6 protein-coding genes are annotated in these 25,575 nt (G+C 72.4%); 3 read left to right on the forward strand and 3 right to left on the reverse strand.

Features of this window, described 5'->3' with window-relative positions:
• Positions 1-70: 70 nt before the first annotated feature.
• Together AB0E02_RS04615 and AB0E02_RS04620 are read right to left on the reverse strand one after the other, a co-directional pair.
• The gene (locus tag AB0E02_RS04615) at positions 71-7,222 is read right to left on the reverse strand and encodes an amino acid adenylation domain-containing protein (protein WP_362135932.1); all 7,152 of its coding nucleotides are present in this window, start codon (positions 7,220-7,222) and stop codon (positions 71-73) included.
• Positions 7,219-20,907, reverse strand: a complete 13,689-nt coding sequence (locus AB0E02_RS04620) for an amino acid adenylation domain-containing protein (RefSeq protein WP_362135934.1) — start codon at positions 20,905-20,907, stop codon at positions 7,219-7,221. Before AB0E02_RS04620 ends, AB0E02_RS04615 begins: the two co-directional genes overlap by 4 nt.
• 535 nt (positions 20,908-21,442) lie before the next feature.
• Here AB0E02_RS04620 and AB0E02_RS04625 point away from each other — a divergent pair.
• Together AB0E02_RS04625 and AB0E02_RS04630 are read left to right on the forward strand one after the other, a co-directional pair.
• Positions 21,443-21,970 carry a DUF1877 family protein gene (locus AB0E02_RS04625; RefSeq protein ID WP_362135936.1) on the forward strand — a complete coding sequence of 176 codons (528 nt, stop codon included), beginning with the start codon at positions 21,443-21,445 and terminating at the stop codon, positions 21,968-21,970.
• Between the two features lie 78 nt (positions 21,971-22,048).
• On the forward strand, positions 22,049-23,485 hold the full coding sequence (locus AB0E02_RS04630; protein WP_362135938.1) for an ATP-binding protein: 1,437 nt from the start codon (positions 22,049-22,051) through the stop codon (positions 23,483-23,485).
• 83 nt (positions 23,486-23,568) lie between these two features.
• On the opposite strand, the gene AB0E02_RS04635 is transcribed toward AB0E02_RS04630, so the two are convergent.
• Entirely contained in the window at positions 23,569-24,477 is a 909-nt protein-coding gene (locus AB0E02_RS04635; RefSeq protein WP_362135940.1) for a LysR substrate-binding domain-containing protein, read from the reverse strand.
• A 71-nt stretch (positions 24,478-24,548) separates the two neighbouring features.
• On the opposite strand from AB0E02_RS04635, the gene AB0E02_RS04640 reads away from it, so the two are divergent.
• Complete coding sequence (locus AB0E02_RS04640; RefSeq protein WP_362135942.1) at positions 24,549-25,463, forward strand: dihydrodipicolinate synthase family protein; 915 nt, start codon at positions 24,549-24,551, stop codon at positions 25,461-25,463.
• Positions 25,464-25,575: the final 112 nt, after the last annotated feature.

Below are 25,575 nucleotides of genomic sequence, written 5' to 3' on the forward strand. Positions count from 1 at the left end.
CTTCCTTCTTCCTCTTCCGGATTCTGCGCTTTCCGGGGTCCCGGCTTTCCGGCTTATTCTCGGTTTCCGGCTATCGGCTGCGGTAGGCCGATGCCGCGGCGTCACCCAGCCTTTCGGCCACCACGCGCCCGATCTGGCCCAGCGGCACGGGCTTGCACATCTCCTGGTGGGTGCAGTCCACGGCGTACCGCTCCACGCGACCGGTGACGGCGGGCTCCCAGTCGGCCGCGGTCGGCAGCTCCGGGGGGCGTCCGGCGGTCGCCGTGAAGTGCAGGAGGCTCCCGTCGAACCGACCGGGCACATGCGCCGCAGCGAGGCGTGCGTTGTTCACGAAGATCTCGGTCATGGCCACCACGCGGCGCTCCTCCAGGTCCGCCAGGGGCCCGCCGCCGCTCCGCAGAACGTCCATGACGTCGGAGATCCGCAGCGGTACGCCGTCCTCGGCGTGGCCCGCGAAGTCGAGCAGGGCCGAGAGGACTTGCTGCTCGTCCGGAAGCGGAACCGCCCTCTCGGGGTCCCGGGGGTAGGCGTCGAGGAGGGCGAGCAGAGCCACCTCTTCGCCTTCGGCCTGGAGGCGGACCGCGACCGCGTGGGCCGCGACGCCGCCGAACGACCAGCCCAGCAGATGGTAGGGGCCGCCGGCCTGGACCGAACGGATCTGCGCGACGTAATCGGTGACCAACTGGTCCATCGTCTCCGGGTACGCCTCCGGCCGCGCCATGCCGCGCGACTGCAGCCCGTACACCGGACGGTCCTGCCCCAGCAGCCGCAGCAGCCCGGTGTAGCACCAGCTCAGGCCGTCGGCGGGGTGGATGCAGAACAGCGGCGGGAGCCCGCCGGAGGCCCGTAGCGGCAGCAGGACGTCGAAAGCGTCGCCCGGGACGCCCAGTCGGAGGCGTTCCGTCAGGCGGCTCACCGTGGGCGCCGCGAACAGGTCCCGGACCGACAGGTCGAAGCCCAGCGTGTCCCGGATCCGGCTCACCAGCCGGATCGCCGCCAGCGAGTCACCGCCGAGTGCGAAGAAGTCGTCATCGACGCCGGTGCCGACCACACCGACGCACTCCGCGAACAGACCGCAGAGGACCTCCTCCTCGGGCGTGCGCGCCATCCACGTGGACACCACCGGGCGCGGGCCCGGCTCCGGCAGGGCCTGCCGATCCAGCTTCCCGCTGTCGGTCAGCGGCAGGGCGTCCAGGACGACGACCGCGGCCGGGACCATGAACTCCGGCAGCACCTGGGCGGCGTGCGCCCGCAGCTCGGCCGGTTGCGGCTCGGCACCCGGCGCCCCGACCACATACGCCACCAGCCGCCGCTGTTCGGGCCGGTCCTCGCGGAGTACGACCGTGGCCCGCGAGACCGTGGCGTGCCGGGCCAGCACCGCCTCGATCTCGCCGGGCTCCATGCGGAACCCGCGCAGCTTGATCTGGTCGTCCGTTCGGCCGGCGAATCGGAGCACGCCGTCATCGGTCCAGCGGGCGAGGTCCCCGGTCCGGTACATCCGCTCACCCGGCGCGCCGAACGGGCAGGCCACGAACCGCTCGGCCGTGAGGCCACGACGGTTCAGGTAGCCGCGGGCGAGCTGTACGCCGGCCAGGTAGAGCTCTCCCACGGTGCCCGGCGGCACCGGGCCCAGGCCCGCGTCCAGCACATAGGCACGCATGTTCCTGACAGGGCGTCCGATCGGCACCGGGCGGCCGTCCGGTGCCGCGGCCGGGATGCGCTCGCAGGTCCCGGACGTCGCGTGGACGGTGGCTTCCGTCGGGCCGTAGAGGTGGTGCAGGTCCGCGTCCAGCACGGTCAGTGCGCGGTCCCGCACGTCCGCCGGGAGCGCCTCCCCGCCGGTCAGGACCCGCCGCAGGCTCGTGCAGCCGGCCGCGGCCGGTTCGTCGAGGAAGATCCGCAGCATCGACGGGACGAAGTGCACGGTGGTCACCGCGCGTTCGCGGATCACCTGGGCCAGGTAGGCCGGGTCCCGGTGCCCGTCGGGGTCGGCGACCACGATCCGGGCTCCCGTGGTCAGCGGCCAGAAGAACTCCCACACCGACGCGTCGAAGGACACCGGCGCCTTGTACAGGACCGCGTCGGAAGGTTCGAGTCCGAACTCGGCCTGAATGCCCAGCAGCCGGTTCACGACGGCGGCGTGCGGGACGACCACACCCTTGGGCGTGCCCGTCGAGCCGGAGGTGTAGAGCACGTATGCGGGGTGCGCGGGCGTCAACGGCGTAGCGAGGGCCGCGCACCCCGGATTCACAGCGGGCCGGTCGCCGGGAACCCGCACCTGGTCCCGGTCGTCCAGGACACAGACCGGCCCGGCGTCGTCGAGCAGGGCGCGGATCCGCTGGGCCGGGTAGTGCGGATCGACGGGCAGATAGGCCGCGCCGGACTTCAGCACGGCCAGCAGGGCCACGGCGAGTTCGACCGAGCGCGGCAGGGCCACGGCCACCACCCGTTCCGGTCCGGCACCGCGCTCGACCAGCGCATGGGCCAGGCGGTTCGCCCACGCGTTCAACTCGGCGTAGGTCAGGTCGAGTTCCCCGGCCGACAGGGCGATCGCATCCGGCGTCCGGGCCGCCTGCGCCTCGAACAGCTCCGGCAGCGTCGAGGGTGACGGCGACCGTGCGGTGTCGTTCCACTCCGTCAGGACCCGTCCGCGCTCGGCGGGCGTCAGGGTGCCCAGCCGCCAGATCCGCTCGGCGGGATCGGCGGCCGCGGCATCGAGCAGCCGCTCGAACCGGGTCACCAGGTCCGCCACCGTACCCCGGTCGAACAGGTCCGTGCTGTACTCGACGGTGCCTTCCAGACCGCCGGGCAACCCGTCCGGGGTGCGGCGCTCCGCCAGCCTGAACAGCAGGTCGAACTTGGCCGACTGCGACTGCGTCCCCTCGGCCCGGCAGTGCAGCCCCGGCAGGTCCACCGATATGTCGCTGGTGTGCTGGAGCGTCAGCAGCACCTGGAAGAGCGGGTGCCGGGCCGCCGAACGCGACGGATTGAGCACCTCCACCAGATGCTCGAACGGCACGTCCTGGTGCGCGTACGCGGCAAGGCCCGCCTCGCGCACCCGGTCCAGCAGCTCCGCGAAGCTCGGGTTCCCACCGGTGTCGGTACGCAGCACCAACGTATTGACGAAGCATCCGACGACCTCGTCGAGCGCGTCGTCGGTGCGCCCCGCGGTCGGCGTGCCGATCGGGATGTCGGTGCCCGCGCCGTGCCGGGTGAGCAGCGCCGCCAGCGCCGCCTGGACGACCATGAACAGGCTCGCGTGCCCCGCCTGGGCCAGCGCGGCGAGCCGGGCGTGGAGGTCCGGGCCCAGGCGCAGCGGCACCGTGCCGCCGCGGTGACTGGCCACCTCTGGACGGGGCCGGTCCCGGCGCAGCTCCAGCTCGGTCGGCAGGCCCGCCAGCGTCCGCCGCCAGTACTCCACCTGCCGGGACAGCACACTGTCCGGGTCGTCCGCCTCGCCGAGGAACCGCCGCTGCCACAGGGTGTAGTCGGCGTACTGGACGGGCAGCGGTGCCCAGGACGGTGCCCGCCCGGCGCGCCGGGCGGTGTAGGCGCTGGACAGGTCGCGGGTCAGCGGGCGGTTGGACAGGGCGTCGCCCGCGATGTGGTGGAGCACGAGCAGCAGGACGTACTCGTTGGCTCCCAGCGTGAACAGCCGTGCGCGCAGGGGCGGTTCGGACTTCAGGACGAACGGGTGCGCGGCCGCGTCCGCGACCGCAGCGGCGAGCCCGGCCTCGTCGACCGCCTCCACGGGCAGCTCGACGACGGCGTCGGCGGGGTCGAGGACGTGCTGGCGCGGCACGCCCGCCGCATCCGGATAGACCGTGCGCAGCGCCTCGTGCCGGGCCACCACATCGTTCAGGGCGGCGTGCAGCGCGGCGACGTCGAGGTCCCCGGTCAGGCGCAGGGCGAACGGCATGTTGTACGTGGCCGAAGGGCCCTCGAACCGGTGCAGGAACCACAGGCGGCGCTGGGCGAACGACAGCGGCAGCTCGACCGGACGGTCGTCGGCGGGCCGCAGCGCCGGACGCCGGGAAGCCCCTCGGCCCGACGCGTCGATCCGGGCCGCCAGACCGGCCACCGTGGGAGCCTCGAACACGTCCCGTACGGCCAGCTCGACACCGAGCACCGCACGGATGCGCGACACCAGGCGGGTCGCGAGCAGCGAGTGCCCGCCCAGGGCGAAGAAGTCGTCGTCGATGCCGGCCTGCCCGGTCCCGAGGGCCTCCGCGAACAGCCCGCACAGGATCTCCTCCGCGGGCTCGCGCGGCTCCCGGCCGCCGGCCCCGTGGAGCCCCGGCCCAGGGGCGGGCAGGGAGCGGCGGGCCAGCTTCCCGCTCGGGGTGAGCGGCAGCGCGTCGAGCACGACGACCACGGCGGGCACCATGAACCCGGGCAGCTTCCCGGCGGCGAACTCCCGCAGCTCGCCCGGATGCACCCGGGCACCGGGCGCGGGCACCACGTAGGCGGTCAGGCGCTGGTCGCCGGGCCTGTCCTCACGCACCATCGCGACCGCGTGCCCCACCGTGGCGTGCCGGGCCAGCACCGCCTCGACCTCGCCGAGCTCGATCCGGAACCCGCGCAGCTTCACCTGGTCGTCCGCCCGGCCCACGAACTCCAGCAATCCGGCCGCGGTCCAGCGGGCCAGGTCGCCGCTCCGGTACATCCTGCTCCCCGGCGCACCGAACGGGTCGGCGGTGAAACGCTCCGCGGTCAGACCCGACCGGTTCAGATACCCCCGGGCGAGCTGTACTCCGGAAAGGTAGAGCTCGCCCGTCACTCCGGGCGGCACCGGCCGCAGCCGCGCGTCGAGCACATAGACCCGCATGTTCCGGACCGGCCCGCCGATCACCGGCCGGGCACTGTCCCGTACCCGGGCGCCGACGGTGTCCACGGTGCACTCGCTCGGTCCGTAGTAGTTGTGCACCTCGATGCCGGGGCACTCCCGCAGCGTCTCCCACAGCGCCGCGCCCGCGGCCTCCGCACCCAACAGGATCACGCCCGGCCGGTGCCCGGCGCCGTCCAGCATCCCAAGGCCCGTCAACTCGCCCAGCAGCGACGGCGTGATGCCCAGGTAGTCGATCTCCCGGCTGCGCACGTACGCCAGCAGCGCGGCGGCGTCGCGGCGGGTGTGGTCGTCCACCACGTGCAGTTCGTGCCCGGCCACCAGGCCGAGAAGCTGTCCCATGCTCGCGTCGAACGACAGCGACGCCGTGTGTGCCACCCGCAGTCGCCGCCCGGCCGCCGCGGCCACCTCGGCCGCCGCGGGGGCGAAGACGCGCTCGCGGTGGCTCGCGAACAGGTTCGCCAGGCCCAGGTGCGTCACCAACACGCCCTTCGGCACGCCCGTCGACCCGGAGGTGTACACCACGTACGCGCCCTGGTCCCCCCGCACCACCGGCTGCTCGGTCGGCGCGCCCCGCCCCGTGGCGGTCCGCGCGTCCGTGGCCGGGGACTCGTCCGCGTCCAGCAGCACCAGGGGCGCCCGGCACTCGCCCAGCCGCCCGGCCAGTGCCCGCTCGGTCACCACCACGCGTACCGACGCGTCGGCAAGCATGAACGCCAGGCGCTCCGCCGGATAGTCGGGGTCCAGCGGCACGCACACTCCGCCGGCCTTCCAGACGGCCAGGACGGCGGCGATCATCTCGGTCGACCGGCGCACGCACAGACCGACCAGCACATCGGGCCCGACGCCATGGCCGGCCAGGTGCCCGGCGAGCTCGTCCGCCCGCGCGCGCAGTTCCGCGAACGTCCGCGCCACCCCGTCGGCGACCACGGCCACCGCGTCCGGGGTCCGCGCGGCCTGCGCCTCGAAGGCCTCGGGAACCAGGACGGACGGCAGCTCGCCGACCGTGCCGTTCCACTCCACCAGGACCTGGTCCCGCTCGGCAGGGGTCAGGATCTCCAGGGCGCCGAGCCGCCGTTCCGGGTCCGCGACCGCGGCCCTGAGGACCCGGACCACCCGGCCCAGGATCGCCTCCGCGGCCTCCCGGTCGAACAGGCCCACCTGGTGGTCCAGACGCAGCCGCAGCGGACTTCCCGGTATCACCATGAAGTTGAGCGGGTAATGAGTGACGCCGTAGCTGCGGCTCGCCACCACCCGCAGCCCGCTGCCGTGCGGGCCGGCGGCCTGCGCGGCGTCGTCCGTCGGAAGGTTCTCGAACACGGTTGTCGTATCGAAGAGTTCACCGGCGTCCAGCGTGCGCTGGATGTTGGCAAGGCCCACGTGCTGGCAGGCCATCAGGCGCGTCCGGTCCTCCTGCAGGCGCGCCAGCACCCCGGCCAGCGGCTCCGCCGGATCGAGCCGGACCCGGACCGGCAGTGTGTTGGCGAACAGGCCGACCATCCTCTCGACCCCGGGCACCTCGGGCGGGCGCCCGGACACCGTCGTGCCGAACACCACGTCGGTCCGGCCGGTCAACTGGCCGAGCACGATCGCCCAGGCCCCCAGGAACACCGTGTTCAGCGTCAGGCCCGCACGGCGGGCCAGGCCGTCGAGCGCCGCGGCAAGGTCGTCGGGCAGCTCGCGGAGCACCTGGCCCGGCGGCTCGGCCGCCCGGGACGGGTCGGCCGGAGCGACCCGGGTCGGTTCGTCGACGCCCTTCAGCATCTCGCGCCAGACGTCCTCGGCGGCCGCCCGGTCCTGACCGGCCAACCAGGCCAGGTAGTCGCGGTACCCGGCCGCCGGCGGCATCCCCTCGTCCCGGCCGCCCCGCGTGTACAGCTCGAACAGCTCCGCCAACATCAGCTGCGCGGACCAGCCGTCCAGCACCAGGTGATGGGCGGTGACGAGGAACCGGTGGTGTGCCGGCCCGAACCTGACGAGCGTGAACCGCAACAGCGGGGGGCGGGCGGGGTCGAAGCGGCGGAGTCTGTCCTCCGCCGCCAGCCGTTCCGCCTCGGCTTCCCGCGCGCCCGGATCCACCGCGCTGAGATCGGCCTCCTGCCAGGGCAGCGCCACCTCGCGCGGGATGACCTGCACCGGCTCCTCCAGGTCCTCGTGCCAGAACCCGGCCCGCAGGCTCGCATGGCGCCGGAGCAGGGCCCGCGCGGCCGCGCGAAGTGCGCCGACGTCGAGGGGACCGTCCAGGTCGAAGGACTGCTGCACCGTGTAGACGTCGAGCGCCGCCTCGTCGTAGAGCGCGTGGAAGAGCAGCCCCTCCTGCAGTGGTGCCAGCGGCCAGATGTCCTCCAGCTCCGCCTGTGTCTCCGTCTGTGTCATCGTTTGCTCCTCCATGCGGCCTGGAGTCGTTCGAGCTTGTCCTGGCTCAGCCGGACCAGCGGTACGTCGGACGGGGTGAGGCCACCCGCGGCGGGGCTCCTCGCATGGGCGGCCAGTGCCTCCAGTGCGCGCGCCCAGGTGTCGGCCAGGTCGCGCAGGTCGGCCTCGGCGCACCCTCCCTGCGGCCGGCACCAGGTCGCGGTCAGCCGCGGGCCGCCCGGATGGTCCACGGCAGCCACTTTCACCTCGATCCGGTGCTTCGGCGGCATATCCGGCCCGGCCGGCCAGGAACCGGTCGGGGGCTGTGGGAACCGCCCGAGATACTGGAACGCGACCTGCGGCGCAGGCAGGCCGGCCAGGGTGGGGGCGGTGTCGGGGTTGAGGTGGCGCAGCAGGCCGAAGCCCCGTCCACCGTCCGGCAGGGACCTCAGTTGCTCCTTGACCCGTTTCAGGGCCGCTCCGGCGGCGGCACCGCCCTCCCACAGCTCGTGCCGGTCCACGCCACCCAGGTCCAGGCGGACCGGATGGGTGACGGTGCAGCAGCCCATGGTGCGGGACAGGTCGATGCCTTCGGGGAGGCCCGTCCGGCCGGACCGCCGTACCTCGGCCACCACGGCGTCGCCCCCGGCATCCCGGCCGTACCGATTCTTCGACGTGTCCGCACCGCCCGGGCAGGCGGCCTCCCGGCGGCGCCGCCAGTCGGCCACCGCCAGGGCGAACGCGGTCAGCAGCACGGCCTCGACGTCGGCGTGGAAGGCCTCCGGCACGCTGGTGAGCAGCGCCTCGGTGCGCTCGGCGGGCAGCGTGAGCGTCAGCGTGCCCGCTGCCGCCACCGCCGCATCCCCAGGCACTTCCCGCGGCCGACCACCCAGGTCCCCGCCCGACTCCCCGGCCCCGGCCCCCGCCCCGGCGAGGATCTCGGTCCACCGTGGCAGCTCCTCGACGCGTCGGACGTCCTGTGCCTGGGTGCGCAGGTGTTGGGCCCAGCGCCGCAACGACGTGCCGGTCGCCGGGAGTTCGGGCCGTCGGCCGTCAGCTGCCGCCTCGCAGGCGAGGGCGACGTCCTCCAGCAGGATGCGCCAGGACTCCGCATCCGCCACGAGCCGGTGCAGCACCAGCAGCAGGCGCCCGGGCCGGCCGGACCCGGCGTCGAACCAGACCGCCTGGACCACCACTCCCGACTCCGGCGCGAGGCGCGACGACGCGGCCCGCTCCTCCGCGGCGAGCAGATCCTCGCGCGCCGCGGCACCGACCCGGTGGAGGCAGTCCGCGGCCCGGTTCGCCCCGGGGGGCAGCACCTCCAGCAGCCACTCGTCCCGGTCGGTCTCAGGGGCCTGGCCGGGAACCCGGTTCAGGCGCATCCGCAGCGCGTCGTGGTGGTCCAGGACCGCCTGCAGGGCCGCCTCGATCCGCCCCGCGTCCAGGCCCGCCGGGACTTCCACGGCCATCGCCTCGTACCGGGTGCCCGGATCCGCGTCCCGCTCCCGCAGCTCGTGCAGGGCCGGCGTCAGCGGCACCGTGCCGAGGCCCACCTGCGGCGCCTCGCCCTCGGCCGGTGCCCCGTCGAGCGTGCCGGCAGCCGCCGCCAGCGCGGCCACGGTCTTGTGCTGGAACACGTCCTGCGGGGTGATCGCCATCCCCGCGGCCCTGGCCCTGCTGACCACCTGGATGGAGACGATGCTGTCGCCGCCGATGTCGAAGAAGCCGTCGTCGACGCCGACGGCCGGCAGGCCGAGTACGCCGGCGAAGATGTCGCACAGCAGTCGCTCCTGCGCGGTGGTAGGCGGTCGGTGCGCCGCGGTGGCGGAGGCTTCCGGCGCGGGCAGCGCCGTGCGGTCGACCTTGCCGTTCGGCGTCAGCGGCAGGGCGTCGATCGCGACGACGGCCGAGGGCACCAGGTACTCCGGCAGCTTCTCCCGCAGCCAGGCACGTACCGCGGTACCCAGGGGCACCGGCGGGGCCACCACCGCCGGGGCGTTGGTGAAGTCCCGCAGTGCCGACCGGTCCGGCGCCCCGGAGAGCACCGGCCGGTACACCCCGGTGGCGGCGGCACCGGCGCTGTCCGGGCCGTCGGAGAGCAGTGCGTCGAAGCAGACGTCGCTTTTCTCGCCGCCCTCGCCCTCCGCGCCCGACCAGGTGACGGCCACCTGGAAGCCGAGCCGTTCACCCAGCTCGCACAGGTCCTCCGGGTCCACGGTCACGGCGTGCGCCGGGGTGGCCTCGCCCGCCAGCCGGGCATTGGGGATACCGGTGACCCGCAGCCGGTCCGGCCGGCGCTCGGCCAGCAGCGCGGCGAGGGCCTCCGTTCCGCCGGCCAGCTCCGGCCAGCGCAGCACCGGTGCCTCGTCGAACGACCGCACCGGTGACGCCAGCGGCGCGCGGTGCAGGACAACGTCGTAGCGGTAGCGGGACAGTTCGTTGTGGTACCGCCCGCGCTTGAGGCGGACATCCACGGCGCCGATCCCGGGCACCACACCGGTCAGGGCCGGGAAGAAGTCCGGGTCGACCAGCAACTCCCGCTCCGGTGCGGTGTTGCCGGTGGCAGCCCGCAGCATGGGCAGCAACCGCAGGTTGCGGAGGTCACCGAGGAACAGGGCACCCCCCGGCGCGAGGAGGCCCATCGCCTTGTCGATGACCTCGGTCAGGTGGTCGGCGTGCGGGAAGTACTGGACCACCGAGTTGAGCACCACGGTGTCGAAGAAGCCCTGCGGCAGCCCGGTGACGTCGTCGGCCGGCTGCGCCCGCAGCTCGACCCGGGAGGCGAGCGCCGGCTCGTCGGCCACCTGGGCCGCCAGGGCCTCGATCACGACCGCGGACAGGTCGGTGCCCCAGTACTGCTCACACTCCGCGGCCAGTTGGGACAGGATCAGGCCGCGGCCCACCCCGATCTCCAGGACGCGCCTGGGCCGCAGTTCCCGGATCCGTGTGACGGTCGCGTCCCGCCACTGCCGCATCTCGCCCTCGGGGATCGGCTGCCCGTCGTAGCTGCTGTTCCATCCGGTGAAGTCGGCACCGAACGGAGCGGGCGCCGATTGCCCGTACAGCGTGTCGTAGAGCTGCCGCCAGTCCCGTACCCGGCCCGCCTCCTCCGGTGTGCCGTCGAGGTCCGTGGAGGCTGCGGGATCCGTGGCCTCGGCGGGATCCGTGGCCTTCGCGGTGTCTTCCGGCGCAGGCACGACGTATCCCACCAGGCGGCTCCCGCCGGGCCCGTCCTCGCGGACCGCCGCGACCGCCTGCGCCACCCGGGGGTGGGCGGCCATCGCGGACTCGGCCTCGCCGAGCTCGATCCGGTGGCCCCGGACCTTCACCTGCTGATCGGCCCGCCCGGCGAACTCCAGCTCGCCCGCGCCGTTCCACCGCGCAAGATCCCCCGTGCGGTACATCCGCGATCCGACCTCGCCGAACGGACAGGCCACGAACCGCTCGGCGGTCAGGCCCGGCCGCCCCAGGTAGCCGCGGGCCAGGCCCGCCCCGGCCAGGTACAGCTCGCCCACCATGCCCGGCGGCACCGGACGCAGCCCGGCGTCCAGCACATAGGCCCGCGCGCCGAGGATCGGGGTGCCGATCGGCGGCACGTTCTCCCTGCCGTCCCCGCCGTCCTCGCCGCCCCCGCCGGACAGGGGCCGGCTCATCGTCGCGCAGACCGTCGCCTCCGTCGGCCCATAGGCGTTGACCATCCGTCGGCCCCGGCTCCAGGCCGCCACCGTCGCCGGCGGACAGGCCTCACCGGCCACCACCAGCGTGGTCACCGGCGCCAGTTGGTCAGGGGTCAGCACCCCGAGCGCCACCGGCGGCACGGTCAGGTGCGTCACCCCGCGCTCGGCCACCAGCGCCGCGAGGTCCGGCCCCGGCAGCAGCCGCTCGGGCGGCGCCACCACCAGCGTCGCGCCGGTCAGCAGCGCCATGCACAGCTCCCAGAACGCCGCGTCGAAGCTGGGCGAGGCGAACTGCAGGACGCGGCTGCCCGGCCCGCAACCGAAGGCCTGCGTCTGCGTCGCCACCAGGGCGGCCGCTCCGGCGTGGGTGACGGTTACGCCCTTGGGGGTGCCGGTCGAACCGGACGTGTACAGGACGTAGGCGGGGTTCGCGGGCGTCAACGGCCGTACGCGGTCGGCGTTTTCGGGGTTGGTGGCCGGCCGGTCGGCCAGGTCCGCGGCCCGCGCCCGGTGTCCGTCGGCGTCGTCGTCCAGGTTCAGCGTGGGCAGATCGTCGGCGCCGGGGATCGCGGTACCGCCGGTCAGCAGCAGCGACGGCCGGGCGTCGCCGAGCAGGAACGCCAGGCGCTCGGCCGGGTAGCCCAGGTCGAGCGGGAGGTAGGCCGCCCCCGCCTTGAGAACGGCGAGCATCGCCACGACCAGGTCCGCGGAGCGGGGGAAGGCCAGTGCGACGGTCTGCTCCGGCCCGATTCCCCGCGCGATCAGCAGGTGGGCCAGGCGGTTCGCCCGGCCGTTGAGCTCTTCGTAGGTCAGCACGCCGGATTCCGACAGCACCGCCGGTGCCCCGGGGACACGCGCCGCCCGGCGTTCGAACAGCGTCGGGAGGACGGCGGGCGGGACCGGGGCACCGGCGGCGCCCAGCACCTGGGTGCGCTCGGCCGAGGTGAGGATGTCGGCCTCGCCGATGCGCCGTGCCGGGTCAGCGCTCACCGCCTCCAGGAGCCGGATCCACCGCGCCACCATGGCCTCGACCGTCGGCCGGTCGAACAGGTCGGTGCTGTACTCCACCGTCCCGCGCACTCCGCCGAAGGAGCCGCTGGGCGCTCCCGGCGGCGCGGGGCGCTCGGTGACGCTGAAGAACAGGTCGAACCGCGAGGTCCCCGAACCGGCCGGTTCGAGCGTCACGTCCACCCCGGCCAGCGTCAGATCCGCCTCCGGGGTGTTCTGCAGCACCAATGCCACCTGGAACAGCGGATGGCGGTTCGGGGAACGGACCGGATTCAGCACCTCCACCAGATGCTCGAAGGGCACGTCCTGATGGGCGTAGGCGGTCAGTGCCGTCTCCCGCACGCGCCGGAGCAGTTCGCCGAACGACGGATCGCCCGCGGTGTCGGTACGCATCACCAGCGTGTTGACGAACAGCCCGATCGCGTCGTCGAGCACCTCGTCGCGGCGCCCGGCGATACCGCTGCCGATCGGCAGGTCCGTACCGGCGCCCAGCCTGGTCAGCAGGGCGGCCAGACCGGCGTGCAGCACCATGTACAGACTGGCCTCGCCGGCCCGGGCCAGACCCGCGAGCCTGCGGTGCAGCTCCGGGCTCAGGTCGAAGCCGAACATCTCGCCGCGGTACGAGGACACGGCGGGGCGGGGGCGGTCCGCCGGGAGCGCGAGCTGCTCGGGCAGGTCCGCCAGTGCCTCGCGCCAGTACGCGATCTGCCGGGCGAAAGGACTGTCCGGGTCGTCCTCGTCCCCCAGCAGCGCGCGCTGCCAGAGCGTGTAGTCCACGTACTGGACCGGCAGCGGCGCCCACGACGGAGCCTCGCCCCGGCACCGCGCGGCATAGGCGGCCGCGAGGTCCCGCGACAGCGGAGCCATCGACCACCCGTCGCCCGCGATGTGGTGCACCAGTACCACCAGTACGTGCTCACGCCGGTCCAGGACGAACAGCTCGGCCCGCAACGGCAGTTCGACCCCGAGGTCGAAGGGGTAGCGCGCCGCCGCTCGCACGGCCTCGCGGAGCCCGGCCTCGTCGACCTGCCGGACGAGCAGTTCGGGGCGCACACCGGCCGCCCCGAGGACGAGCTGCCGGGGCACCCCGTCCACCACGGGGAACACGGTGCGCAGGCTCTCGTGGCGCGCCGCGACGTCCGCCAGCGCGGCCCGCAGCGCCGACTCGTCCACCGCACCGCGCAGCCGCAGGGCGACCGGCATGTTGTACGTCGCGCTCGGCCCCTCCAGGCGGTGCAGGAACCACAGCCGCTGCTGCGCGAAGGACAGCGGCACCACCTCGGGCCTGGGCACGGGCCGCAGGGCCGGACGCAGCTCCTCGTGGCGTGCCTCCGCATCGCTCAGCCGCTCGGCGATCCCGGCGACGGTGGGCGCCTCGAACACGGTGCGGACGGTCAGTTCGGCGCCGAGGACGGAGCGGATGCGGCTGATCAGCCTGGTCGCCAGCAGCGAATGCCCGCCCAGGTCGAAGAAGTTGTCGTCCACACCGACCGCCGCCACGCCGAGGACCTGCGCGAACAGGTCACACAACGCCTGCTCCCGTGGCGAGGCCGGCAGGCGCGAGCCAGCGACGGACCCGAGGTACGGGGCCGGGAGCGCCGCGCGGTCGAGCTTTCCGTGCGCGGTCAGGGGAAGCTCGTCGAGAACCACCACTGCGGTCGGCACCATGTACGCGGGCAATTGCTCCCGGAGCGACGCGGTGAGCGCGGCGACGAGTTCACCGCGCCGCCGGGAGGTCGCCGGGTCGTTCGCGAACGCCGCCGGTGACGCCCCCGGGGCGGTCGCGACCGGTCGGTGGACGCCGCTCAGCGCGGCCGAAGCCGGGTCCGTGAAGAGCACATCGAGGCTCTCCGCGTCGCTCCCCGAGCGCGTCACCGCCACCCGGTAGCCCAGTCGCTCGCCCAGTTCGCAGAAGGTGTCGGGCCCGAGGGCCGGGGCCGAGGACCGCTCCGCGGCTCCGAGCAGGGACAGCAGGTCCGCCGGCGGCCGTCCGTCGTCCAGCGCCCGCAGGGCGGCGGCCTCGTCCGCCAGCCGCGCGTCGGGGACCCCGGTCAGCCGCAGCGCGGGGACCCGGGCCGCGGCCAGCTGCCGCTCCAGGGCATCGAGACCGGGGACGTCGTGGCCCCACCGCAGCTCCGGCGCCGCCTCCAGGGACCGAATCCGGGTGGCCGGCCGCTTGTGCAGCACGACGTCGTACCGGTAGCGGCTCAGCTCGTTGACGTAGGCGCCGCGCTTGACCTGCAGGTCGACGCCGGCGACGTCGTCCCGCTGGGTGGCGAGCGCGGTGAAGAATGCAGGGTCCAGCAGCAGTTCCTTCTCCAGCAGCACGGCCTGCTCCACCGCGTGGCGCACCGCGGCGACGTCGGCGGACGGTGTGGCGCGGCGCAGTTGCGCCGCCGTGTGCAGGCACCGCAGCAGCCGCAGGTCACGCACATCGCCGAGGAACACCGCCCCGCCGGGCGTCAGCAGCTCCAACGCCGTGCCGAGCACGCCGTGGAGATGGCCGGCGTCCGGGAAGTACTGGGCGACCGAGTTGATGACCACCGTGTCGAAGCGGCCGGCAGGCAGACCGTCGGCGTCCGAGGCGGACTGGACGCGCAACTCCACCCTCCCCGCCAGGCCCTGCCCGGCCACCTGGGCCCGCAGCCCCTCGATCGCGTCGGCCGAGATGTCGGTGCCCCAGTAGGCCTCGCAGTCCGGCGCGAGCTGCGAGAGCAACAGGCCGCTGCCCACGCCGATCTCCAGCACCCGCCGCGGCCGTAGCTCGCGGATCCGCGCGACCGTGGCGTCGCGCCACTGGCGCATCTGCTCGACGGGGATCGGCCCTCCGTGGTAACTGCTGGTCCAGCCGGTGAAGTCCTCGCCGAAGGGGGCGGGCTCCACACCGGCGCGCCCGGCGCCGTACATCGAGTCGTACACGTCCTGCCACTCGGCCAGCTGTGCCTGTGCCGCTGCGTCATCACGCCGCTCGTCCGCCGCCGGGACGACGTAGGCCACCAACTGCGTGCCGGACGCCTGGTCCTCCCGGGCGACGACGGCGACCTGGGACACGGCCGCATGCCGGGACAGCGTGGTCTCGATCTCCGCCGGCTCGATCCGGTACCCCCGGAGCTTGACCTGCTCGTCGGCGCGACCGACGAAGACCAGCAATCCGTCCGCGGTCCACCGGGCGAGGTCCCCGGTCCGGTACATCCTCGTCCCCGGCCCGCCGAACGGGTCCGCCACGAACCGCTCCGCCGTCAGCCCGGGCCGGTTCAGGTAGCCGCGCGCGAGCTGCGCCCCGGCCAGGTACAGCTCACCGGTCACGCCGGGCGGCGCCAGGCGCATCCAGGCGTCGAGCACATAGGCCCGCGTGTTCGGGACGGGCCGCCCGATCGGCAGGGGGCCGTCCCCGGTCGTGGCGCCGGGCGGCACCCGGTGCGTGAGGCAACCCACCGTGTTCTCGGTCGGCCCGTATTCGTTGACGACCGTGGCCTGCGGCTGCGCACGGCGCCACGGCGCGAGCTGCTCACCGGTGAGTTGCTCGCCGCCCAGGACCAGGTCCGCGACCGCCGCCTGATGACCGGGCACGGCACCGAGCAGCGCAAGGTGGCTCGGCGTTGCCTTCAGGAACGTGTAGGTGCCCGGGGCCGGCGTCCCGCTGGGCAGGTCCCCGACCAGCAACCGGCCACCCGAGGTCAGCGACGCGAACAGCGCGGTGACGGTCAGGTCGAAGGAGACCGGCGAGTGCAGCAGCGCCGTCCCGGCCGTTCCCGGGTACGCGCCCCGGGCGAAGTGCAGATAGGCCGCCAGCGCCCGGTGCTCGACGAGCACGCCCTTGGGACGCCCCGTGGAGCCCGATGTGTAGATCACGTACGCGGGATGCTCCGGCCGCAGCGCCGCCGTCCGGTCGGTGTCCGACGGATCGCGCTCGGGCTGTTCCCCGGTGGCCCGCTCCGTCCCGGTGTCGTCCAGCATGATCCAGCGCAGGCCTGTCGTCGGCAGGTCCGCGGCGACCGCGCTCGTGGTGAGTCCGAGGACCGCGCGGGCGTCGTCGAGCAGGAAGCGGAGCCGCTCGGCCGGGTGGGCCGGCTCGACGGGCAGGTACGCCGCGCCCGTCTTGAGCACGGCCAGCAAGGCGACGACCAGGTCGGCGGAGCGCGGCAGGGCGACCGCCACGACCTGCTCCGGGCCGATGCCGCGGCCGATGAGCAGCCGCGCCAGGCGGTTGGCCCGCGCGTTCAGTGCTGCGTAGCTCAGCTCGGCGACGCCGTCGGTCACCGCGACCGCGTCCGGCGTCCGCGCCACCTGTGCCTCGAACAGCCCCGGAAGCGGTGTCAGGGGGTACGCGCACTCGGCGCCGTTCCAGGTCACCAGCAGCTTCTCGCGCTCGTCGGCGTCGGTGAGGTCGAAGGCGCTGAGCGGCCGGTCCGGCCCGGCCGCCGCGGCCTCCAGCAGCCGCACGAACCGGGCCGCCAGGGCCTCGGCGGTGGTGCGGTCGAACAGATCGGTGCTGTACTCCAGCTCTCCGTCGACCCGGTCCGGGGCGCCGTCGTCGGTGTACCGGTCGGTGAGGCTGAACAACAGGTCGAACTTGGCCGCGGCCAGCTCGGCACTGTCGGCGGTCACGCGCAGGCCGGGCATGGCGAACTCGGGGGCGGCGTTGTTCTGCAGCGTCAGCATCACCTGGAACAGCGGGTGCCGGGCCGCCGACCTGACCGGGTTGAGCAGTTCGACGAGATGCTCGAAGGGCACGTCCTGGTTCGCGTAGGCGGCCAGGTCCGCTTCCCGTACGCGGGTGAGCAGTTCGGCGAAGGCCGGGTCGCCGGAGGTGTCCAGGCGCACCACGAGCGTATTGACGAAGAACCCGACGAGGTCGTCGAGGGCCTCGTCGGTACGGCCGGCGATGGCGCTGCCGAGCGGGATGTCGGTGCCCGCGCCGACCTTGCCGAGCAGGGCGGCGAGTCCGGCCTGCAGCACCATGAAGAGGGTCGCGCCGGATTCCCGTGCCAGTTCGGCGAGCCGCCGGTGCAGGTCAGCGTCCAGCGTGAACAGCACCCGGCCGCCACGGTGGGAGGGCACGGCCGGCCGGGGCCGGTCGGTGGGCAGGTCCAGCTGCTCGGGCAGCCCGTCGAGCGTGCGGGTCCAATGGGCGACCTGAGCGGAGATCAGGCTGTCCGGGTCGTCCTCGCTGCCGAGGAGGTCGTGCTGCCACAGCGCGTAGTCGGCGTACTGGACCGGCAGCGGAGCCCGGTCGGGGGCCCGGCCGGAGCAGCGGGCCGTGTAGGCGGCGGACAGGTCCCGGGCGAACGGCACGTTCGACCAGCCGTCACCGGCGATGTGGTGGAGCACCAGCAGCAGCACGTGCCGGCCCGGGGCGAGCGCGAACAGGTCCGCACGCAGCGGCGGTTCGGTGGTCAGGTCGAACCGGTAGGCCGCCGCGGCACCCAGCGCCTCGCCGAGCCCGGCCTCGGTCACCTGGTGGGCCAACAGCTCCACCACCGCCTCGTCGGGTGCGAGCACCCGCTGGCCCGGGGCCCCGCCGACCTCCGGGAACACCGTGCGCAGGCTCTCGTGCCGGGCGACCACGTCGTTCAGGGCCGCACGCAGCGCGCCGACGTCCAGATCCCCCGCCAGCCGCAGCACGAACGGCATGTTGTACGTCGGACCGGGCCCCTCCAACTGGTGCAGGAACCACAGCCGGCGCTGCGCGAACGACAACGGCACCACCTCCGGGCGAGGGTCGGCCGGACGCAGGGCGGGCCGCCGCTCACCCTTGTCACCCATCCGTGCCAGGAGCCCCGCCACCGTCGGCGCCTCGAAGACATCCCGCACCGACAGCTCCGCCCCCAGTACGGCCCGTATGCGGCTGACCAAGCGCGTGGCGAGCAGCGAATGCCCGCCGATATCGAAGAATCCGTCGTCGACGCCGACCCGGTCCACACCGAGGACCTCGGCGAACAGGCCGCACAGGAGCTCCGCCTCGGTCGAGCGCGGCGCCCGGCCAGGGGCCGGTGCGACGGGGCCCGGGGCGGGCAGCGCGGCACGGTCGAGCTTGCCGTTGACCGTCAGCGGCAGCGCATCGAGCGGCACGATCGCGGACGGAACCATGTACGCGGGCAGGCTCCGGGCGGCGAATTGACGCAGCGCGGCCGGGTCCGGTGCGGCTGCCCCTGCGCCGACGACGTACGCCACGATCCGCCGGTCACCGGGACGGTCCTCCCGTACGACGGCCACGGCCCGGGACACGTCCTCGCAACCGGCCAGCACCGCCTCTGTCTCGCCCAACTCGACCCGGAAACCTCGCAGTTGGACCTGGCCGTCCGCGCGCCCGACGTAGTCGAGTCGGCCGTCGGCGGTCCACCGGGCCAGGTCACCGCTGCGGTACATCCGGGAGCCCGGCCCGCCGAAGGGGTCGGCCACGAACCGTTCCGAGGTCAGGGCGGTGCGGTTCAGATATCCGCGCGCCGGGCCCACACCCGCCACGTACAGCTCTCCGGTGACGCCGGGCGGTACCGGCCGCAGCGCCGCGTCCAGCACATAGACACGGAGATCAGGAATCGGCTCACCGATCACGCTGCGGGACGGCCCGCCCGCCACGTCGTCCGCGCCGAGCGGGGCGTAGGTGACATGGACCGTGGTCTCGGTGATGCCGTACATGTTCACCAGCCGCGGCGCATCCACCGGGTGCCGTCGGAACCACTCCGCCACCTTCCCCGGTTCCAGCGCCTCACCGCCGAATATGACCGTCCGCAGCGCCAGCTTCGCCGAAGCCTCCGCGTCCTCGGCCTCGGCCCGCATCAAGGGGTAGAACGCCGACGGCGTCTGGTTGAGCACCGTCACCCCATGACGCACCAATACGTCAAGGAACTCGGCCGGCGAACGCGAGACCTCGTGCGAGACCACCACCAGCCGACCGCCGTGCAGCAATGCCCCCCACAACTCCCACACGGAGAAGTCGAACGCAAAGGAATGGAACAGCGTCCACACATCATCCGGACCAAAACCGAACCACCGCTCGGTCGCGGCAAACAGCCGCACCACGTTCCGGTGCGGGACCACCACACCCTTCGGCGCACCGGTCGAGCCCGACGTATGGATCACATACGCCGGATGCGACGACACCAACGGCGCCGAACGCTCCGCCCCGGTCAAGTTCTCACCGGACTGAGCGGCAAGACCCGTAACCGTGGTCTGGTCATCGAGCACCACCACCGTCCCCTCGCCGCAGGGAAGTTGCCCCGTGAGCCCATCCGCGGTCACCACACACACCGGATCCGCATCACGCAGCATCAGCTCGATCCGGGCCGCCGGATAGCCAGGGTCGATCGGCAGATAGGCCGCACCGGCCTTCACCACCGCCAGCAATGTCACCACCAGGTCCGCCGAACGCGGCAACGCCACCGCCACCCACCGCTCCGGCCCCGCACCCCGCCCCACCAGCACACGCGCCAGCCGGTTCGCCCGGGCGTTCAACTCCGCATACGACAACTCCACCTCGCCCGCCACCACCGCCACCGCATCCGGCGTCCGCCGCACCTGCGCCTCGAACAACTCCGGAAGCGTCCGGTCCGGGACCTCGGCACGGAACTCGCCCGCAGGCGGCAGCACCTGTGCGCGCTCCTCCGGGAGCAGGACATCGAGCCTGCCGACCGGCCGCCCCGGATCGGCCGCGACGAGACCCTCCAGCACTTGCAGGAAGCGGCGCTGATGGGCGGCGTTCTCCTCGGCGTCGTACCTGCCGGGATTGGCGTCGAAATGCACGCGCATCGTGCCGTCACCCGACCGGTCCTCGACGCAGAGGGAGAGGTCGTGAACCGGTCCGTTCGCCAGGTTGACGGGCGTCGCCCGGGCATCGCCGAATGCCAGCTCGTGGGCGAAGGACAAGAAGTTGACCGACGGGCCCATGAGGCGGCGGCCGCTGCCCACCGTCTTCAGATCGCGGCTCAGGTCCTCGTACCGGTAGCGCTGATGCTTGAGCAACTGCCGTGCCTCGGTGGACACATGGCGCAGAAGCTCCTCGCCGCTCATGCCGGGCCGGACTTCCAGCAGGAGCGGCAGTTCGTTGGACATCGGCCCGCGAACACCTCGTCCGCTGCCGGTCCTCCCGGTCACCGGGATACCGAGGGCCACCTCCTCGGCGCCGGTCATCCGGCTGAGGTAGACCGCCGTGGCGGCCATCAGGGGAACGGGGAGGCCGACCCGGGACCGGCGCGCCAACGCCCGCAGGGCGTCCACGGTCGCAGACGGCAGCTGTGCGGTCTCCCGCAGAAAACTCCGTGAGACCCCGACCGTCCGGTCCGCGAGGCTGCGCGGCTCGGAGCGGCCCGCCAGCCGGCCCAGCCAGAAATCCCGGTCCCGCATAAACCGCTCCGAGGCGCGGTACTCGGCTTCGTCTTCCAGGAGCAGGTCCAGTGAGCCGCCGTCGTCCGCTCGCACCGCTGCCCCGTGCAACGCAGCCGTGTAGACCTCGGCCAGCCGTCGCAAGAACAGCGCACACATGTACCCGTCGGTGACCAGGTGATGGCCGCGCAGAGAGAAGAAGTGCCGGTCCGTACCGGCCCGCAGCAGCGTCAGGGTGAACGTCCGACCGGACCCAAGGCTCACCGGCCGGACCATCTCGGCCCGCATCCATGCTTCGGCGGCTGCCCGCGGATCCGGCTCCGAGCTGACGTCCAGGACGGACAACCCCTCGTCTGCCGGCTCGAATATCTGCCGGGGCTCTTGGCCGTCCTGAGTGAAGCGGACGTTCAGCGTGTCGGTCTCCGCCACCACCCGCCGCACCGCGGCATCGAGCAGCACCACATCGATCGGGCCGTCGATCTCCAGGTACTGCGCGATGTTGTAGCTCGGGCTTTCCAGGTCGAGCTGTTGCGCAAACCACATACCGCGCTGCGCAGTCGACAACGGCCAGCTGCGGGGCTGAGTACCGGACACTTCACATCCTGTCTTCAGAAGTCTGTGGCGAGCCGTCAGGTCGTCGGCCGGCGGTTCAAGTGCCCCGACTCGACAGGGGAAAGTGCGGAAGGATGCGGACGCCATCGGAGTTCGACGTCAGCGGCGCCGACGAAAGCTGAAGAGAGCCAGTCACCTGACGGAAATGCCACGAGTGCCAGGCCGGAAGCCGCTCCGCCCTGTTACTTTCAGTCCTACTGCTGTCAGATTCTGTCACTTCTAGTCATACTCTCCTGTCAACTTCCCCAAATGTAAAGTGGATCAATTTCTCGACGTACTCCCCATGCGGACAATCGCCAGGTGGCCGAAACGGATCACTCACGGGTGCGGACGAGGCCCCACCGCAATCTCCGCCGCAGTCCCCGCCTCAAGCCCGGCCGGAGCTCCAAGGAGCCCGATTCCTCCCACCGCACCGCTTGGACAGCGGGCGGGCCGCGCGGGCGCCTGACGCCGCACCAGAAGTCGCGTAGGGATAATTTCAGCCAGCGGCGCCCGCTGAGCTGTCACCGGTTGTGGCGTGAATTCGCGCCCCCTGTCCGGGACGTCTCGCTGTCAGTGCCGTCGAGTAGGTTCTGTCCGTTCGGCCTGACAGGCAGGCCACCGAACGGGATAACTCCTCGCCGTGAGCATCCACCTACACCTGCGCGCCGTCGCGGAATCCGAGATCCGGGACGACCACACCTGGCTTGCTGAGTTCATGTGGAAGGCCTGGGAGAACCACCCCGACGAGTACGCCGCGGGTATCGCCGACTCGATCGACAAGGTCTGGAGCTCCGTCGATGCCCTCTACGCCGCAGGCGAAGTCCTCGCTGCGGATGCAGACACAGATACAGACACAGACACAGATGGTGACAAGCCCTGGACGCTGCCGATTTACGGCGGCCGCCCCGTGGCACACAGCATGGACGCCGATCCCTCCAACCCACCCCTGATGTTTCTGGAGCCGCCTGGGGTGTCACAGGCCGCAGACTTCCTCGCGAGGGTCTCTTTCGACGAGCTCTGGAACGTCGCCGGTCCCAAGCTCGTCGGCCGGGGCTGGGACGAGGCGGAGGCCAGGCAGGAGTTCCTCGACCGTCACAGGAGCCTCCAAAACTTCTACGGGCGGGCGGCTGCGGCAGGCCACGGCGTGGTCAAAGTGGTGTGGGCTTGAGAGCCGTCACGTGCCGGCTACAGCCGACCGACTGCTGCGCATCGCCCTTGGCGACCGGCCGGAGGAGCGAGACGGGTTATGACTGGGCTTCCGGATCCTGACCGGTCCAGAGCGGTGCTGGTGGGCGCGAGCAGCTTCGCGCGTCTGCCGGCACTGCCGGCCGTCACCGCCAACGTCGCCGCGATGCAGGAGGTGTTCGCTTCTGAGGCCGTATGGGGGCTCCCCGCCGCCCACTGCACCGTTCTGCATGACCCGCACGGGCCCCGTGAGGTGTCTCAGGCGATCAAGCAGGCTGCCCGCGAGGCGACCGACGCGCTGATCTTCTACTACGCCGGCCATGGGCTGATCGACCCCGGAACCGGTGAGCTGCATCTGGCCCTGCACGACAGCCATGCGGACGAGGTCTACGACTCGGCCGTGCCCTACCAATGGGTCAGACGCCCCTTCGAGGCGAGCCGGGCAGCGCGACGTGTCGTGGTTCTCGACTGCTGCTACAGCGGACGCATGCTCGGTGCCATGTCGGAAGGGCTTGGCCTCGCCGAGATCGACGGGACGTATCTGCTGGCCGCGGCAGCGGAGAACGCGCTCGCCCTGGCCCCACCAGGCGAGTTCTACACGGCTTTTACCGGAGAGCTCGTGACGCTGCTGCACCACGGTGTGCCAGGCGCCGGTGAGTCGCTGACCCTCAATGAGATCTACGAGAGAGTGCGCTCGTCGCTGTGCGCGGCCGAACGACCGGAGCCGCAGTGCCGGGACCGCAATGCCCTGGGCACCGTGCCCTTCGTACGGAATTCCGCCTACCAGCCGCCAACAACTGCTGCCACGGAGCCCTCCGAAGCGACCATGAGACGGTTCGTGTCCGATATGGCTCATGAGCTGCGCACGCCGCTGACCGCCCTCTCGGCCGTGTCCGAGGTGTTGGAGGAAAAGGCCGGCCGGCTCGATCCCATGCTCCAGCCGGCGGTGCAACTGGTCGTCGGCGAGACCCGGCGGTTGAACGACGTGGTGGACAAGATGATGGACCTGGCGAGACTCGACGCCGGCACCGTACAGCTGGCCACCAGGCAGGTGGATGTTGCCCAGGAGGTGGAGGCCTGCCTGGCAGCCCGCAACTGGACTGCCTTGGTCACGCTGGACCTGCCGCGCCCCCTGCCTGCCGAGCTCGACCCAAGGTGTCTGGGCATCATCCTCGCCAGCCTGATCGACAACGCGTTACGGCACGGCGCCGCACCCGTGAGGGTGAGTGGCACGTCAAGACCCCGGGAGCTCTTCCTCGAAGTGGCGGACAGGGGTAGTGGCATCCCGGAGGAGGCACTTCCCTATGTCTTCGACCGCTTCTTCAAGGCGGGGAGTCGCCGCCCACGGTCTGAGGGAAACGGACTGGGGCTGTCCATCGCCCGAGCCACCGCACGTGTGATGGGCGGTGACATCCGGGCCGCCAACCGCCCAGAGGGGGGAGCTGAGTTCACCGTGCGCCTGCCGCGCCGCGCCAAGGGAAACCACTCTTGTCCGTGACATCCGGGCGCTGCGCTCGATGATTCAAGAGAACACAGGGTCCTCGCCTCCACCCTCGCCCACGCCGACGTCGGAGGCGAACGTCACTGCCTCTGATGGCCCACCGCTGCTCTTGCCGCGGCCACGAATGCGGCGATCGCCGGATGCGTACCGCCGCCCGCGCGGAAGGCGACCCTCGATCGACGGAACAACGGCAATTTGGTCAACACCACGCCCGCGGGGGGATGCGCAGTGGCCATTTCCGGTACGAGTCCGGCACCTTGCCCGATGGCGGCCAGGGCCAGTGCGGTGCGGAAATCGTTGACCTGGTGGTGGATTCTCGGCTGGAACCCGGCCGCCTGGCAGGCGCGTACGGCCATCGCGTGACCGGTCGTGCCGTCGCGTGCGGTGATCCATGGGACCTCGGCATAAGGGCCGAGCAGCTCCGCCAGCGTGTTGCCGCGGCTGGTGGTCTTGGTCGCGGTGCTGGTGGCGAGGTACATGGGTTCCTCCAGCAGGGGCACCTCGTCCACGGTGGTGTCCGGTGACGCGGGGACGAAGTCGTAGTCGTGGACAAGGGCCACGTCGAGTTCCCCGGCTCGCAGGCCGTCGGAGACGCGTGCCGAGTCGATCTCTTGCACCATCGGTTCCAGTGCGGGATGCCGGTCGGCCAGCTCGGCCAGCGCGGCGGGAACGATGGTGTGGCCACCGGAGGGGAAGGTCCCGATGCGCAGCGACCCGCCGATGCCCTCCCGCGCATTGGCGAGTTCCGCGACCGCCAGTTCCAGGCGTTCCAGCACGGCATCGGCGTGTGCGACGAGGGACCGGCCGGCGGGCGTGAGGACCACACGCCTGCCGCTGCGTTCCAGCAAGGCCACGCCTGCCTCGCGTTCCAACACGCTCAGCTGCTGGGAGACGGCCGATGCGGTGAAGGTCAGCGCCTCGGCCACGGCGGCGATGGTGCCCCGCCGGTCCAACTCGCGCAGCAGGTACAGACGACGAACATCGAGCATAAGTTCAGCTTAGGTATCAGGGCAGAAATCAGCAATGGACCTACAGGATCAGCATGAGCCAGGGTGGGACCATGAAGCCCGATCCGAACTTCACCGGCCTGTACGTCCCCCTGGTGACTCCGTTCACCGACGACCTGCGCTTGGCACCCGATGCGCTGGCCCGGCTCGCCGACGAGGCGCTGTCGGCGGGCGCCTCAGGGCTCGTCGCCCTCGGCACCACCGCGGAAGCGGCCACATTGACCGCGGAGGAGAAGCGGACCGTGGTGGAAGTCTGCTCAGCCGCCTGCCGGAGGCACGGCGCCCCGCTGATCGTCGGCGTCGGCACCAACGACACCGCCACCGCCATCGAGTCGCTGCGCGAACTGGCGGCCAGAGGTGACGTGGCTGCGGCGCTGGTTCCCACGCCGCCCTACATCCGCCCCGGTGAAGCGGGGACCCTGGCACACTTCACCGCGCTGGCCGACCACGGCGGCATACCACTGATCGTGTACGACATCCCGTACCGCACCGGGCAGACTCTCAGCGCCGACGCGCTTGCGGCACTCGGCCGCCTGCCAGAGGTCGCCGGGGTCAAGCACGCGACCGGCGCGATCGATGCGACCACGGTCGAGTTGCTCGGCTGCGCACCGCACGGCTTCGCCGTGCTCGGCGGCGACGACGTCGTCATTTCACCCCTCCTCGCGGCGGGTGCACACGGGGGAATTCTCGCCTCGGCCAATCTCCGAACCGCCGACTACGCCGAACTGATCTCGCTGTGGCGCCGCGGCTCCGGCGCACCCGCCCGAAGGCTCGGAGCCGAGCTGGCCCGGTTGTCCGCTGCGCTCTTCGCCGAGCCGAACCCGACAGTCATCAAGGGAGTGCTGCACGCCCAGGGACGCATTCCCAGCCCGGCCGTCCGGATGCCACTACTGGCCGCCTCCACCAACTCGGTCCGCCGAGCGACCCTCCTGGCCGGCAGCCGCACTCCCGCAGCGGCAGCTCACTGAACAAGAACTGCGCGGACGTCCTGACCTCCTGACTCCTCACCTTCTGACCCCTGACTCCGGACGTCCTGGCGTCTGCGGGAAGCGACGACCTGCCCGACGAGGTCCGGCGGTC

This window comes from Streptomyces sp. NPDC048196, assembly GCF_040652715.1.
Classification (GTDB): domain Bacteria; phylum Actinomycetota; class Actinomycetes; order Streptomycetales; family Streptomycetaceae; genus Streptomyces; species Streptomyces siderophoricus.